13 protein-coding genes are annotated in these 14,076 nt (G+C 37.7%); 3 read left to right on the top strand and 10 right to left on the bottom strand.

Translation table 11 applies throughout. The features are described from left to right. Window positions 1-223: 223 nt before the first annotated feature. A complete protein-coding gene (locus tag ACQ2HF_RS14340) occupies window positions 224-1,417 on the top strand; it encodes a DegT/DnrJ/EryC1/StrS family aminotransferase (RefSeq protein ID WP_432411106.1) in 1,194 nt (397 codons plus the stop codon). Here ACQ2HF_RS14340 and ribB read toward each other — a convergent pair. The 9 genes from ribB to nhaC all read right to left on the bottom strand — a co-directional run bounded on the left by ribB (window position 1,414) and on the right by nhaC (window position 11,222). Further along, on the bottom strand, window positions 1,414-2,562 hold the full coding sequence (ribB, locus tag ACQ2HF_RS14335; protein ID WP_432411105.1) for a 3,4-dihydroxy-2-butanone-4-phosphate synthase: 1,149 nt from the start codon (window positions 2,560-2,562) through the stop codon (window positions 1,414-1,416). The genes ACQ2HF_RS14340 and ribB overlap by 4 nt on opposite strands. A gap of 106 nt (window positions 2,563-2,668) precedes the next feature. Further along, window positions 2,669-4,291 carry an LptF/LptG family permease gene (locus ACQ2HF_RS14330; protein WP_432411104.1) on the bottom strand — a complete coding sequence of 541 codons (1,623 nt, stop codon included), beginning with the start codon at window positions 4,289-4,291 and terminating at the stop codon, window positions 2,669-2,671. A 7-nt stretch (window positions 4,292-4,298) separates the two neighbouring features. Then, window positions 4,299-4,955, bottom strand: a complete 657-nt coding sequence (locus tag ACQ2HF_RS14325) for a LolA family protein (protein ID WP_432411103.1) — start codon at window positions 4,953-4,955, stop codon at window positions 4,299-4,301. After that, window positions 4,942-7,320, bottom strand: a complete 2,379-nt coding sequence (locus ACQ2HF_RS14320) for a DNA translocase FtsK 4TM domain-containing protein (RefSeq protein WP_432411102.1) — start codon at window positions 7,318-7,320, stop codon at window positions 4,942-4,944. The genes ACQ2HF_RS14325 and ACQ2HF_RS14320 overlap by 14 nt, the downstream gene beginning before the upstream one ends. Window positions 7,321-7,412: 92 nt before the next feature. Next, on the bottom strand, window positions 7,413-7,856 hold the full coding sequence (locus tag ACQ2HF_RS14315) for a hypothetical protein (RefSeq protein ID WP_432411101.1): 444 nt from the start codon (window positions 7,854-7,856) through the stop codon (window positions 7,413-7,415). Window position 7,857: 1 nt separating this feature from the next. Then, entirely contained in the window at window positions 7,858-8,217 is a 360-nt protein-coding gene (locus ACQ2HF_RS14310; protein WP_432411100.1) for a diacylglycerol kinase family protein, read from the bottom strand. Continuing rightward, on the bottom strand, window positions 8,217-8,717 hold the full coding sequence (gene tpx / locus ACQ2HF_RS14305; RefSeq protein WP_432411099.1) for a thiol peroxidase: 501 nt from the start codon (window positions 8,715-8,717) through the stop codon (window positions 8,217-8,219). Before tpx ends, ACQ2HF_RS14310 begins: the two co-directional genes overlap by 1 nt. Before the next feature lie 187 nt (window positions 8,718-8,904). After that, a complete protein-coding gene (locus ACQ2HF_RS14300; RefSeq protein ID WP_432411098.1) occupies window positions 8,905-9,549 on the bottom strand; it encodes a peroxiredoxin in 645 nt (214 codons plus the stop codon). 197 nt (window positions 9,550-9,746) lie between these two features. Continuing rightward, window positions 9,747-11,222, bottom strand: coding sequence for a Na+/H+ antiporter NhaC (gene nhaC, locus ACQ2HF_RS14295; protein WP_432411097.1), 1,476 nt, complete (start codon window positions 11,220-11,222; stop codon window positions 9,747-9,749). A 258-nt stretch (window positions 11,223-11,480) separates the two neighbouring features. On the opposite strand from nhaC, the gene ACQ2HF_RS14290 reads away from it, so the two are divergent. Beyond that, the gene (locus ACQ2HF_RS14290) at window positions 11,481-12,245 is read left to right on the top strand and encodes a hypothetical protein (RefSeq protein ID WP_432411096.1); all 765 of its coding nucleotides are present in this window, start codon (window positions 11,481-11,483) and stop codon (window positions 12,243-12,245) included. After that, window positions 12,151-12,777 (top strand): tail fiber domain-containing protein, encoded by a 627-nt coding sequence (locus ACQ2HF_RS14285; RefSeq protein WP_432413103.1) that lies wholly within the window; start codon window positions 12,151-12,153, stop codon window positions 12,775-12,777. The genes ACQ2HF_RS14290 and ACQ2HF_RS14285 overlap by 95 nt, the downstream gene beginning before the upstream one ends. A gap of 57 nt (window positions 12,778-12,834) precedes the next feature. Here ACQ2HF_RS14285 and ACQ2HF_RS14280 read toward each other — a convergent pair whose 3' ends face one another. Then, complete coding sequence (locus ACQ2HF_RS14280; RefSeq protein WP_432411095.1) at window positions 12,835-14,046, bottom strand: aminotransferase class I/II-fold pyridoxal phosphate-dependent enzyme; 1,212 nt, start codon at window positions 14,044-14,046, stop codon at window positions 12,835-12,837. Window positions 14,047-14,076 lie beyond the last annotated feature (30 nt).

Genomic DNA, 14,076 nt, shown 5'->3' with positions numbered 1-14,076 from the left:
GGTCCCTAAAGTGTTTCGCTAAGCGCAAAGAAGCAAAGATTTAATGTTTACAAACAACTATTATTTTTTCTTTTTCTTTAGGTATTGCTAAATTTTGAATTTTGAACCTTGAATATAGAATCTCTACAACGCAACCATTACCTTTGCTTATAATCTATAATTAGTGCATAGCACACTAATAAATACTAATAGATTCCGCTTTAGCGGAAGAAATAAATACTATATGCCTGGATTTGAAATCTTTGGCGCTGAAGAGCGCAAACAAGTAAACGATGTATTGGAAACTGGAGTATTAATGCGCTACGGCTTTGATGGTATGCGTAACAATCACTGGAAAGCCAAAGAATTTGAAATTGCCTTCGCAGAACGTATGCAAAGTGCGCATTGCCAACTGGTTTCCAGCGGAACGTCTGCATTAACAATTGCTTTGGCCGCTGCAGGAATAGGTGCTGGAGATGAAGTGATTATGCCAACCTTCACATTTGTAGCAAGTTTTGAAAGCATTATGATATTAGGAGCAATTCCTGTGTTAGTGGATATTGACGATACCTTAACCTTAGATCCAGCTGCTGTTGAAGCAGCGATTACTCCAAAGACCAAATGCATTATGCCCGTACATATGTGTGGTTCTATGGCAGATTTAGGTGCTTTAAAAGCTATTTGCGACCAGCACAATTTACTGTTGTTAGAAGATGCTTGCCAGGCTATTGGCGGTTCTTATGAAGGCAAACCACTAGGAAGTTATGGTGATTTAGGTTGCTTTTCATTCGATTATGTGAAAACGATTACCTGTGGAGAAGGGGGTGGTATTATTACCAACTCTGAAAAATATAAACTGAATGCAGACCATTACCAGGATCACGGTCACGATCATGTAGGTAGCGATCGCGGAGCCGAAACACATCCTTTTTTAGGATATAATTTCAGGATTTCTGAATTGAATGCCGCCGTGGGTCTTGCTCAGTTAGATAAATTGGATGGGATTCTTAAAATACAGGAGCGCAATTATACCATTATGCAAGAAACACTTTCTACCATTGAAGGTGTTACTTTTAGACGTATTCCTGAAGGGGGCGTTCAAAATTACAGCTTTGTAAATTTCTTTTTACCAACGCCAGAATTAGCCGAGAAAGCACACAAAGCCTTAGCTGAAGCTGGTGTAGATGCTTGTTTTTACTGGTATAAAAATGCCTGGCACTATATTAACGGTTGGGAACACCTTCGTGATCTGAAAAGCTTAGGAAACCTTTCTTCAGAAGTAAAAGCACAAATGCAGGATTTGAATAGGACCAATTTCAGTAAAAGTGATGCCTGGATGGGACGTACCATCTCTTCTTTAGTTAAAATTGGTTGGACTGAAGCACAAGTGAGAGATAGAGCAGAAGCTATGAAAAAGGCAATTGAGAGCGTTCTTTAATACCCTACATAGTCAATAATCTCCAGACCATATCCAATCATACCCACACGTTTGGATTGTTCACTATTTGATAACAGCTTAATTTTGTGAATCCCCAGATCGTGTAAAATTTGCGCACCAATCCCAAAGTCTTTACTATCCATGGCAATGTTTGGTGCTTTCGCTACTTCACCTTCTTTCTGGCTTTCTTTTAGTGTTTTTAAACGGCTTAAAAGATTGAAGGATTGGCTCTGCTGATTGATAAAAACAATGGCTCCTTTTCCTTCGGCAGTAATAGCACTAAACATATCATCCAGTTTTTTATCGGCATTGTTGGTGAGCGTTCCAAGAATGTCATTATTCACCAAAGTTGAATTTACCCGAACCATCACAGGGTCGTTTTTTGCCCAGCTACCTTGCGTAAGAGCAATATGAACCTGATCGTTGGTGGTTTGTTTATAAGCCCTTAACCTGAACTTGCCAAACTTTGTATTAATGTTGAAATCTTCCTTCTTTTCAATCAAGGAATCGTGTTCCATTCTGTAAGCCACTAAAGCTTCAATAGAAACTAATTTTAAATCGAAACGCTTGGCAACATCAACTAAATGTGGAAGGCGCGCCATGGTCCCATCTTCATTCATAATCTCTACAATCACGCCAGCGGGTTGCAGGCCAGCTAATCGTGCAAAATCTATGGCAGCTTCAGTGTGCCCAGTTCTACGAAGTACGCCACCATCTTTAGCCTTTAGCGGAAAGATATGTCCTGGCTTGCTTAAGTCGTGTGGTTTGGTATCGGGATCTATTAAAGCTTTTACAGTTTTAGCTCGGTCTGCCGCCGAAATTCCTGTAGTGACACCATGTCCCTTTAAATCTACTGAAATAGTAAAGGCAGTTTCCATGGGATCGGTATTATTACCGGTCATCATTTCCAGCTGTAATTCTTTGCAATGTGTTTCGGTAATGGGGGCACAAATTAATCCGCGACCGTGCGTAGCCATAAAGTTGATAGTTTCGGGAGTTACCATTTCGGCCGCAGCCACAAAATCACCTTCATTTTCACGATTTTCATCGTCTACCACAATTATCACTTTGCCTTGTCGAATGTCTTCAATGGCTTCTTGAATGGTATTCAGCTTAATTTGTATGCCGTTTTCAGTAGTAATCATATCAATATAATTAGAGTACAAAGATACGGAATTGTAGGTTGGTGGAGTAGTTAAATGGTGAGTTGGTGAATTAGGTGTAGGAGGATGTTAGATGGTAGGAAGTTGTCTACAGATTCTCCAAATCATATCCCTTTTGCTTAAGTTGCTGTTTGGCAGCTTGGATTACTTCGTTGCTATAGGTCTCACCTTCGGTATTTTTTACGATAGCAATAAGCTGAGTGTCGGTTCGGGATAATACCAAGGCTTTTTCAGATTGTGTTAGTAATACTGCTTGTTCGCCATCTACAATGGCAGCATCTGTAGCTTTTTTTCCGAAGAGCCTTGCAATACGTTGGAAAAAGGTATCCATATCAAAAACACCTTGATCTGTGGTGGCTCTATAGGTGAGCCAAATACTTAATGGGAGCATAATGGCTGTACTTAACCAGGTTGCTATAAAGGGATGCATGGTACCGTCTTCTGCGCTATTTTTTGCAAAAATACCGATGAAATGATACGTAAGGAATAACACTATAGCGATCACCATAGGCAATCCCATTCCACCTTTTCTGATGATAGCGCCTAATGGTGCTCCAACAAAAAACAAGATAATACAAGCAATCGCCAATGCAAATTTTTCGTGAAAGGCTATTTCGTGTTTGTTAATACGCTTCGTTTTTACTTTAAACTCGTTTTTCTTAGCGCTTACAGATTGTAGCGTTCCTTTTACGCTATTTAAAGCCATCGTAATAACTTCATATTTTCTTAAGGGCTCAACAATGTCTAATACTCCCGATGGATTTTCTACAGTAATAGAATCTCTAACGTTCTCGTCGTTAAATTTTGTGATTCCAGTACGGAAATACATATTGTCTCCAAACGTAGTAATATCATTGGAGTAGGCATTGGAGAGTGTGTCAATTACTTTTACAAGTTCCTGTACCTGATACATGTTATGGCTATTAAGCTCATTCTCCTTGTCCACATCAATATTATTAATTTCAGTAAGATCAATGTTTAAAGCGTATTGTTCAAAATATGTTTTTGCAAAAGGTAAGAGTTCATTCTTTTTAGTGCCTTTTGTTTGTACATCTTCGTAATAATTTCCATTCTTGAGTAATAACGTTAGCGTATTGCTATTCTCTTCGCCAATCAATTCGCCAGTTTCGGCTATCATTACAATATAATTGCCATTTGGTTTTTCTGGATTTTTAATATGCATAATCACATTATCAAGAAATTGATCGTGATCTCCATGTTTTTTATCAACTTTTATATTGAAATCGTCACCAACCTGACTAAACTGTCCTTCAGAAATTACCATAGACGGGCTTAACTGTGCTATGTTACGACGAAGATTCTGCCATTTGTATTCGGACCAAGGGATAACGTTATTGGTGAAGATAAAGGCAATTCCTGCCAGCGCAATAATAAATACCATCAAGCTTCGCATGGCTCGTTGCAATGAAATTCCTGTAGATTTCATGGCAGCGAATTCATATTTTTCAGCAAAACTTCCAAATACCATAAGGGAGGCTACCAAAATGGTAAGCGGCAGCACCATAGGGATTAATTTTGGAGAGAAAAACCAAAGAAATTTCAGAATAATAGAAAAGGCGAGGTCTTTACCCGCCAGTTCTGAAATGTATAACCAAATACTTTGCAGTACAAAAATGAACATTAAAATAACGAAGACGCTCGTAAACGTCTTCAGATATGTAGTTAATATGTACCGGTCTAGTATTTTCACTAGTAAGTTAGTCTAGTTTGTTGATGTAATAGCCATCCTTCTTGTATTTGGCTTCATCAAAAGTAAACATTGCCTTGCTAATGGGCTGATTGGTTTTAAAAGAATTTACCGTAAGTGTGTACTTTGTTCCGTTAGCATCGGTCTGGATTAACTTGTAAATATGTTTGGTCTGGGCATCTATCCCTAACAAGATATCCTTAATTTCAGCTTTACTGTCTATCGGAATTAATTTTACGAACTGAATTTTACGCCCTTTTATAGTTTGGGTAATGTCCATTTTGTAGTTGTAGCCTTTTTCATAAAATGTAAGCATTTTGCTTGGCGTAATCTGCTTGTCTTCGGCAGGGTTGTATTTTGAAATGGTTACCTCTTCATCTTCTGGAACTACAGTATAAATGCTACTACCATCAAACATAGTCGTGGTACCCAGCATATTTAAAACATACTTTTCGCCATGAATAGTTACATCACCACGGGTATCTTGGTTAATGCCTTCTTTAGCATTGCTGAGGTTATATTTAAAGTCTATTAGTATATTGTCGTAGCCTTTCGCTTTTGCTGAAACTTCGCTCAATAATTTTTTTGGGTCTTGTGCTTGAGCAAACCCGAATGTTACCGTGGCTACTAAAAGTAGTACTAGATTTTTCATTTTAAATGTCTTCATTTTCTAACAGTTGATTTAATGCGTCTATTGTGGGAACGTTTACTTGTCTTGCTTTGCTTCCTTCAAAAGGGCCTACAACACCGGCGGCTTCTAACTGGTCTATAATACGTCCTGCTCGGTTGTATCCTAACTTCAGTTTTCTTTGTAATAAAGAGGCAGATCCTTGTTGTGCTATGACCAATACTTCGGCAGCTTCGCGGAACAATTTATCTCGTTCTTCTATGTTATTATCAATTGTTATGCCACCTTCTTCGCTTACGTATTCTGGAAGCATATACGCATCTGGATAGGCTTTTTGACTACCAATAAAATCGGTAATATCTGCCACTTCCGGAGTATCCACAAAAGCACATTGTACACGGGTTAAATCGTTCCCTTGTGTATACAACATATCTCCACGACCAATCAATTGATCGGCACCTCCAGAGTCCAGAATAGTTCTAGAGTCAATTTTACTGGTCACTCTAAAGGCGATCCTAGCGGGGAAATTGGCTTTAATAATACCTGTAATTACATTTACCGAAGGTCTTTGCGTAGCAACAATTAAATGAATTCCAATGGCCCGAGCCAACTGTGCTAATCTGGCTATTGGGGTTTCTACTTCCTTACCCGCTGTCATAATTAAATCGGCAAACTCATCAATTACCAATACAATATACGGAAGGTAATGATGCCCTTCATTCGGATTTAGCTTTCGGTTTTTAAACTTGGTATTGTATTCTTTTATATTTCGACACAAGGCATCTTTTAGTAAATCATAACGCTGATCCATTTCTATACAAAGCGAGTTGAGCGTATTAATTACCTTATTGGTATCGGTAATAATGGCTTCTTCGGTATCTGGGAGTTTAGCCAGGTAATGTCTTTCAATTTTATTAAAAAGCGTTAATTCCACCTTTTTAGGATCTACCAAAACAAATTTTACTTCGGCAGGGTGTTTTTTGTAGAGGAGGGAAGTAAGGATGGCGTTTAGACCCACCGACTTACCCTGTCCGGTTGCACCTGCCATTAACAAGTGAGGCATTTTTGCAAGATCTACGACAAAGGTTTCATTACTAATGGTTTTACCAAGCGTTAATGGGAGTTCCATTTCAGCATTCTGAAATTTTGGTGAAGCAATGGCAGAACGCATAGAAACAATACGCGGATTTTTATTAGGAACCTCAATACCAATAGTTCCACGTCCAGGAATAGGTGCGATAATACGAATCCCCAGGGCCGAAAGCGACAATGCAATATCGTCTTCCAAGTTCTTAATTTTTGAAATTCGAATACCAGCGTCGGGTACAATTTCGTAAAGCGTTACCGTGGGGCCAACGGTTGCTTTAATGTTCGAAATGCCAATTTTATAATTTTGAAGCGTTTCAACAATTCGATTTTTGTTTTCCTCCAGTTCTTCTTGATTTATCGTAATTCCTTTGCCTGCGGTATAATCTTTTAACAACTCTATAGTTGGAAATTTATAGTTACTCAACTCTAGTGTAGGATCAAACTGACCAAAATCTTCCACTAATTTTTTACTCAAATTTTCTTCTACTTCATCTTCTTCGGCTACCGTTTCTACTTGCATTTCTACATCGCTTTCCTGAATCTGTTCTTTTTGGATTTGTGTTTTAAGAAGGGGTTCTTCTATTTTCTCTTCAGGAGGAGTGATTATTTCCATGGAGGCCTCAGCCACTGGAGTTTCTTTGGCAATTAAGGTTTCAACTACATCTTTTTCATAATCTGTTTGATCTATTTCTCCGGAAGTAGATGCAAAGTCTTCTTTAATACCGCTTTTTGTTTTCTGAAATAGAACTGAAATGGTATCGGGTGTTATTTTTAAGCGAATCACAAAATAGACAATGGCCAGGAAGGTCATCACTAAAATAGCTCCGGTTAATCCTAAGTAATCTTGTAGATAATCATTACTTTCAAAACCAATTACCCCACTTAAAATAGTGGAAGTTTTTGTGAAAAACCCGAAAAATATAGAAACCCAGATCATTACCAAAATACCCCAAAACCAAAAGCGCTGCAGTTGTTTTTTGGTATAATCTAAAAAATAATATACCCCTGTGAGTGTGATTAGAAAAGCAAAAATAAACGAAGCAATACCAAATCCTTGATATATGAAAAAATGCCCAACGTTACTCCCAAACTTATTAAGCCAGTTTTTAGCTTCTGTTTCCCGGTCCAGGATGCCAATATCGCTTTGGTCTGCTTGCCACGTAAAAAAATAAGATGCAAATGAGATAAGTAAGGCTAGACCTAATAACGTCAAAAAACTTCCCAAGACAATTTTTTGTTGCCTGGAAACCGTAAAGTTTATTTTTTTACGCGGAGTGCTCGTTTTTTTAGGAGTAGTTTTTTTCTTTTTGGCCATAAATACTAGTATCGTCGTGCAAAAATACAACGTTACAAACTACATAAAAATTTTAAAAGGGGTAAAATGATATACCTGAAATTTAGGAGAAGTTATTCAACCGCAATACCAACAATTTTATAGGTGAATTCATCAAATTGAGATGCTATGTCTTTTGCACTATATTTTATGATTTTCTGTCCTTGTGTAATGGTTAGATAGTCCAGATTTTCCTCTAGTTGCTGCCGGTCATTTTTCAAAATAAAATTTCTGTCCACACCAATCCATAGTGCCTGTTTGGGTTGTAAGGTTACCATGATGTTAAGGGAATCTTTTATTTCAATGGCAACCTGTGTAGTTTCCTTTTTGCCAACATTCTTTAAGTTTTTGAAACTAGCTATTTTTGGTGCTGTGACAAAAGGATGGTATGCTTCAGTTTTTTTTGTTTTGTAGCTAATGGTAATAAGTTCTTCCGAAGTGTTGAAAATATAGAAATCTGTGAGGTAGGAACAGCCACTTAGGCAAAAGCAACTTAAAAAGAGTAGGAGCCACTTCATTTTAAAACTTAGGAATATAAATGATACATCCTACAATAACCGCAATTCCTGCAGCAAAAAATACAGCTCCAGCCGCTACATCTTTAATATAGCCAATTTTGTTGTGGAAATCTGGGTGTACAAAATTGGCGATTTCTTCGGCGGCAGTGTTAAGCCCTTCTATGCTAAGTACCATGCCGATAGCGAGCATTTGTGCCAGCCATTCTGTCGCAGAGATTTCAAAATAAAAACCTGCGCCAATCATAAGTAAAGAGATGACAAACTGAACCTGTATGCTGGCTTCATTTTTTACCAGCATATAGGCTCCTTTGGCAGCGTATTTAAAGCCTTTTAATCGTTTGCCTAGGAATGTATTCCACATTAACGCAATACTTTTAAAGCCGATTCATAATCGGGTTCTTCCCCAATTTCTGAAACTTGCTCACTATGGATAATGTTATTATTTTCGTCTAAAACAAGTACAACTCTCGAGTGTAATCCTTCAAAAGCTCCATTCGTGATTTCTAGTCCATTCTCTTTTCCAAAACTACCCTCTTTAAAATCACTTAACATTTCTACGTTGTTTAGACCTTCGGCAGCACAAAAGCGCGCCTGGGCAAATGGAAGGTCACGTGAAATGCAAAACACTTTCGTATTATCAAGTTTGGATGCTTCTTCATTAAATTTTCTTGCTGAAGTGGCACAAACCCCTGTGTCTACACTAGGGAAAATGTTCAGTACTTTTCTAGAGCCATCGTAATCACTTAACTTTTTAGTAGAAAGATCGCTTGCCGTAAGGCTAAAATTTGAAAGTTTAGTGTTCTGTTGTGGGATATTTCCTGAAGTTTCGGTGGGAGTCCCCCCTAGCGTTATTTGAGCCATATGTATTTATATTAGTTTTAATTTGAAATATAAAAATAGGCATTCAAAATTATATGCGATGGTAAAGCTTTCTTAAATGTATAAATAGGACAGTTTTTGGTAAAAAAAACCCGCTCTCATTGCTGAAAGCGGGTTACGTTTAACCTAACATATGTACTTAATTAAATAAACTAATACTTTGCAAGAATTAGTTTAAATGTTGTGAAAGATAGTCGGCAACACCTTCACGATCTGCATTCATTGCTGTAGCGCCTTCCTGCCAATTTGCTGGGCACACTTCACCATTTTTCTGAACGTGTGTATAGGCATCTATCAATCGTATAAATTCTGATGTATTTCTACCTAACGGCATATGGTTTACACTTTCGTGGAAAACTGTTCCTTCCTCATCAATGAGATAAGTAGCACGGTAAGTAACGTTATCACCGTCAACCAATACGGCTCCTGTTTCTTCGTCAAAACGTTCGTTGGTAATGTCTAGGATGTCTAATTGGTTCGCAAGATTGCGATTCGTATCTGCGAGGATTGGGTAGGTTACACCTTCAATACCCCCGTGGTTTTTTGGAGTGTTTAACCACGCAAAGTGAACCTCTGGGGTGTCACAAGAAGCGCCAATAACAAGGGTGTTTCTCTTTTCGAATTCCGTCATTGCAGCCTGGAAAGCGTGTAACTCTGTTGGACAAACAAAAGTGAAATCTTTTGGATACCAGAAAAGGATTACTTTTTTGTTCTCTTTTTGAGCAGTTTCAAGAATATTGATCTTACGTGTAACCCCCGTTTTATCGGTTGCATCTACGTTAAGATTTGGAAATTTTTTACCTACAAAGGCCATAAAATTGTGTTTTAGAATGTTACTTTTTTACTGAAAACAGTTAGCTTTTTAGCCCCTATTTTCAGAGTGCAAAAGTAGCTATTAAAACTTCAATCAAAAAGAAAGTGGAAACTGAATTCTTATAAAGTTCCGTTAAATAAAAATGCTTCAGAAATTCTATTTTCTGAAGCATTTTATTTTGAATTATATAGCGTTAGTTAAACCGTTTTTGGCTCACGCAGCATCTTTATTTTTATTCTGAAGGCGGCAAATAATAAGGTCATAAATGGGCTTAACCAATTAAAAATAGCATAGAAAAAATATTCAGCTACCCCAACGCCTAATACACCACTTTGGTAGGCACCACAGGTATTCCAAGGAATTAACACTGAAGTTACCGTACCACTATCTTCCAAGGTTCTGGATAAATTTTCAGGAGCTAATCCTCTATCTTCGTATGCTTTTTTAAACATTTTTCCTGGAATTACAATCGCAAGATATTGATCACTTGCTACGGCATTAAGTCCCAAACAGCTAATGACAGTGCTCGCAAACAAACCAAAAATACTTGTGGCCATAGCGAGTAACGATTTTGTAATTCTGGATAACGCACCAATCCCATCCATGATACCACCAAAAACCATGGCACAGATAATTAGGAAAATAGTCCAGAGCATCCCCAACATTCCGCCGGCAGAAAATAGGTCGTTTAATTTTTCATTTTCGGTTATAATGGCCGTATCTGTAAAAATGGCATTAGTAATAGCACTTATCTTAGATTCACCTAATTGTGATAGTATATCAGACTGAAAAATTATAGCAACAATTATTGCCGATACTACCCCCATCGATAAGGCGATAAGTGGTTTTGTTTTAAACAGAATTAAAGCGATAACAATTACAGGTACAATAAACAACCAAGGGGTTGTATTAAAAGTTGCGTCTATGGTTGCTAATAACCCGCTTATATCTGCATCTCCCGTAACTTCCATTGTAGCGCTTATAATTCCGAAGACAATCAGCGTAATGATAATAGTAGGCACCGTAGTCCATGCCATATATTTTATGTGGGTAAACAAATCGGTTCCAGCCATGGCAGGGGCTAAGTTGGTCGTATCACTTAAGGGCGACATTTTATCTCCAAAATAAGCACCAGAAATCACGGCTCCTGCAATCATTCCAGGATTAATTCCCAATGCGGTTCCAATTCCTACTAAAGCAATTCCTACCGTAGCTGAAGTAGTCCAAGAACTTCCGGTAGCTATAGAAATGATGGCAGCGATAATTACGGAGGCGGGTAAGAAAATTTCAGGACTCAATACTTGCAGTCCGTAGTACACCATGGCGGGAATTACGCCACTAATGAGCCAGGTTCCTGCCAGGGCTCCTACCAACAGCAATATCATAATAGGCACAAAAACACTTTTTAGGTTTTCCCAAACTTCAGCAAGCATAACGCCAAGCGATACTTTATTTAAAAACCCAACAATGGCTGCCACCATACCACCCATGAGTAAGATATACTGATTAGAATATTCCCCCAACCATTCTCCGTCTTTTAAAAAAATATTATACGCTAACAACGCCATCAAAATTACAACAGGAATAAGTGCTTCCCAGATAGAGAGCTCTTTGTTATCCATAATGTGTTGTTTTTCAATGTCTATTTCGGAGAGGTTGTCTTTTTCTTGCATATTTACTTGGTTGAAATGAAATGTAATGTTACGATTTTGTAAAAAGTTGTGCAAATTAAAAAACGTAAGAAGAACATTATAAAAACATTAATGTATTGTAATCTAAGGATTTGTAGGAAAAATATTAAATTTTATTATAAAATATAGAAAAACAGCGTAATTCATCGGGTAATTAAGATGTTATATCGAATAATTAATTTTTGGGTATTGCAGATTTACTAAACCGTATTAGGTTTGCACTCCAAATTAAATTAAATTATGAAAAAAGCTTACATTTCTACACTTCTATTATTTGTATCTCTTTGGAGTTTTTCTCAAGTTGGAATAAACACAACCCATCCAGATTCATCCAGTATTCTTGATGTGTCAGCCACAGATAAAGGGATACTACTCCCTCGTGTAGCACTTTCTGGAATTTCAGATACTACAACAATTTTAAATCCAGCAATTAGCTTATTGGTGTATAATACATCAACTTCAGGTGGACTTAGCTCAGGGTTTTATTTCTGGAGTGGTACTGAGTGGAATAAAATTTCTGATAGGGAAGCAGGTCCAACATCTCAGGGATGGGCTCTTGAAGGAAACTCTAATACTGATGGGGGTACCACAAATTTTTTAGGAACAACAGACAATAAGGCACTTGTGTTTAAAACAAATAATATTTCAAGAACTAGAATTACAACAAAAGGTCAAATTGAGGTTTTAAATACCGATGGATCTGTATTTTTAGGAGAAGGAGCTGGAGCACAAACGAGTGTTCGAGGAGCTTCTAATAATATATTTATTGGCTCAAATGCCGATTATGATGGTAGAGGGGCTTCGCATAGTATAGTATTGGGAAATGGAGCAAAAACAAGCTCCGATTATTCCATCAGTATAGGTGATAACTCGGACTCAGATAGTTCAAATTCAATTTCCATAGGGAGAAATACACAGTCCCAAGGAAGCAATTGGAAAATCATCACAATCTCAAGGAGAGAATTCAATTTCTTTGGGAGCAAACTCTTACACTTCAGGAAATAATTCTATAGCAATAGGTAAGCAAGCACAAGCACAAGGCAATAATTCTATTGCTATTGGATATAGTACATACAATGGCACTGCAAACAAAATTCGTTTAGGAAATTCTTCTATCACGATTATTGAAGGCCAAGTGGCTTTTTCAAACCCATCAGACGAAAGATTTAAATATAATATTACAGATAATATCCCTGGTTTGGAGTTTATAAAACGTTTACGACCTGTCCAATATAATTTTGATAGAGCTAAATATAGTGAGTATACAATGCAGTCTGAAATAGCAAAAAACACCAATAAAATGGAGTCAGGATTTTTAGCGCAACAAGTTGAAAAGGTAGCAAAAGAACTCAACTATAATTTTGATGGAATCCATACTCCGCAAAATGAATCTGATATCTATAGCTTATCCTATTCCACTTTTGTAGTCCCTCTCGTTAAAGCTGTTCAGGAACAACAAGCTCAAATTGAAAAGCAACAAAAAGATATTGAAGAATTGAAAGGTATGGTGAACCAACTCTTGAATTCAAAAAAATAAATCTTTTTTGTATACCCTACTAAAGAGCTCGTTACATCGTTCTTGTTTCGAGCTTTGTTAATTCAAAATCCCAATTTCTTTCATACACGCATTCATCATCTCGTATGTACGCTCAATATCTGCATCCAGCCCAATAGAGAAACGTATTAACCCGTCTGTTAAGCCCATTTCAGCTTGTTCTTCTTCAGGTATTTCCGAAGAGGTTGAAGAGCCTGGCGCGCTAAATAATGTTTTATAAAAGCCTAAACTCACGGCCAAATATCCAAGATTACGCTCCTGCATTAACTCCATTAATTCATTTGCTTTGTCTATAGAACCCGCATCTATGGTAAGCATTCCTCCAAAACCGTATTGAGGATTCATTTGTCTCTTCATTAACTCGTGACCTGGATGGCTTTTAAGGCCTGGGTACACGGTTCGTAAACCATCTGCTTCAAATTTTTCAGCTAAAAACAGTGCATTTTTACTGTGCTGTTGTATTCTAATATGAAGGGTCCTTAGGTTTTTTAAAATGGAAGCCGCCCGCAAACTGTCCATAGACGCTCCTAATAGCATGCATGCTCCGTCATTTACGTTGCGCAGGGTGTCAATTAATTCTTGAGTACCGCAAACAACGCCCCCCATAGTATCACTGGCTCCGTTTATAAATTTGGTTAAACTATGCATCACCACATCTGCTCCCAGCTTAACAGGGGAAATAGTAAGTGGTGAAAAAGTATTGTCTACCAATAAAGGAATATTGTGTTTTTTTGCTAGCTTAGAAAGTCCTTCAATATCTGCGATTTCAAGTAACGGGTTGGAAACACATTCACAAAAAAGCACTTTGGTTTCTGGGGTAATGGCAGCTTCAACAACCTCAAGTTTTGTAATGTCTACAAATGAAGTATGTATGTCCATTCTTGGGGCGAAATTCTTTAAAAATGCATAGGTTCCACCGTAAATAGTTCGGCTAGAAACAATATGATCTCCTGCCTGGCAAAACTGAAGTAGCGTAGGTGTTATCGCTCCCATACCACTGGCAGCTACATTCGCAGTTTCGGTACCTTCCATGGCTGCAAGCGCTTCCCCTAAATATAAGTTGGAGGGGGTAGAGTGTCTTGAATACAAATAGCATCCGTCTGCATTGCCCTCGAACGTATCGAACATTGTTTTTGCTGAAAGAAATGTATAGGTTGAAGAATCTGAAATGGAAGGATTTACACCTCCAAATTCTCCAAAGTATTGGAGGTCTTGTATATTGTTTGCGGGTTTAAAATCGTGCTTGCTCATGTGGTTTTAATTTTTACCAAAAATAGGTGC

The organism is Rasiella sp. SM2506, from assembly GCF_050859505.1.
GTDB lineage: Bacteria > Bacteroidota > Bacteroidia > Flavobacteriales > Flavobacteriaceae > Marinirhabdus.
This window is presented reverse-complemented; position numbering and strand designations above follow the sequence as displayed.

What these genes read in the sequence shown, in the direction of transcription:
- ACQ2HF_RS14340 (WP_432411106.1), top strand. Translation starts at nt 224, where the DNA reads ATGCCTGGATTTGAAATCTTTGGCGCTGAAGAGCGCAAACAAGTAAAC.
- ribB (WP_432411105.1), bottom strand. Translation starts at nt 2,562, where the DNA reads ATGATTACTACTGAAAACGGCATACAAATTAAGCTGAATACCATTCAA.
- ACQ2HF_RS14325 (WP_432411103.1), bottom strand. Translation starts at nt 4,955, where the DNA reads ATGAAGACATTTAAAATGAAAAATCTAGTACTACTTTTAGTAGCCACG.
- ACQ2HF_RS14320 (WP_432411102.1), bottom strand. Translation starts at nt 7,320, where the DNA reads ATGGCCAAAAAGAAAAAAACTACTCCTAAAAAAACGAGCACTCCGCGT.
- ACQ2HF_RS14315 (WP_432411101.1), bottom strand. Translation starts at nt 7,856, where the DNA reads ATGAAGTGGCTCCTACTCTTTTTAAGTTGCTTTTGCCTAAGTGGCTGT.
- ACQ2HF_RS14310 (WP_432411100.1), bottom strand. Translation starts at nt 8,217, where the DNA reads ATGTGGAATACATTCCTAGGCAAACGATTAAAAGGCTTTAAATACGCT.
- tpx (WP_432411099.1), bottom strand. Translation starts at nt 8,717, where the DNA reads ATGGCTCAAATAACGCTAGGGGGGACTCCCACCGAAACTTCAGGAAAT.
- ACQ2HF_RS14300 (WP_432411098.1), bottom strand. Translation starts at nt 9,549, where the DNA reads ATGGCCTTTGTAGGTAAAAAATTTCCAAATCTTAACGTAGATGCAACC.
- nhaC (WP_432411097.1), bottom strand. Translation starts at nt 11,222, where the DNA reads ATGCAAGAAAAAGACAACCTCTCCGAAATAGACATTGAAAAACAACAC.
- ACQ2HF_RS14290 (WP_432411096.1), top strand. Translation starts at nt 11,481, where the DNA reads ATGAAAAAAGCTTACATTTCTACACTTCTATTATTTGTATCTCTTTGG.
- ACQ2HF_RS14280 (WP_432411095.1), bottom strand. Translation starts at nt 14,046, where the DNA reads ATGAGCAAGCACGATTTTAAACCCGCAAACAATATACAAGACCTCCAA.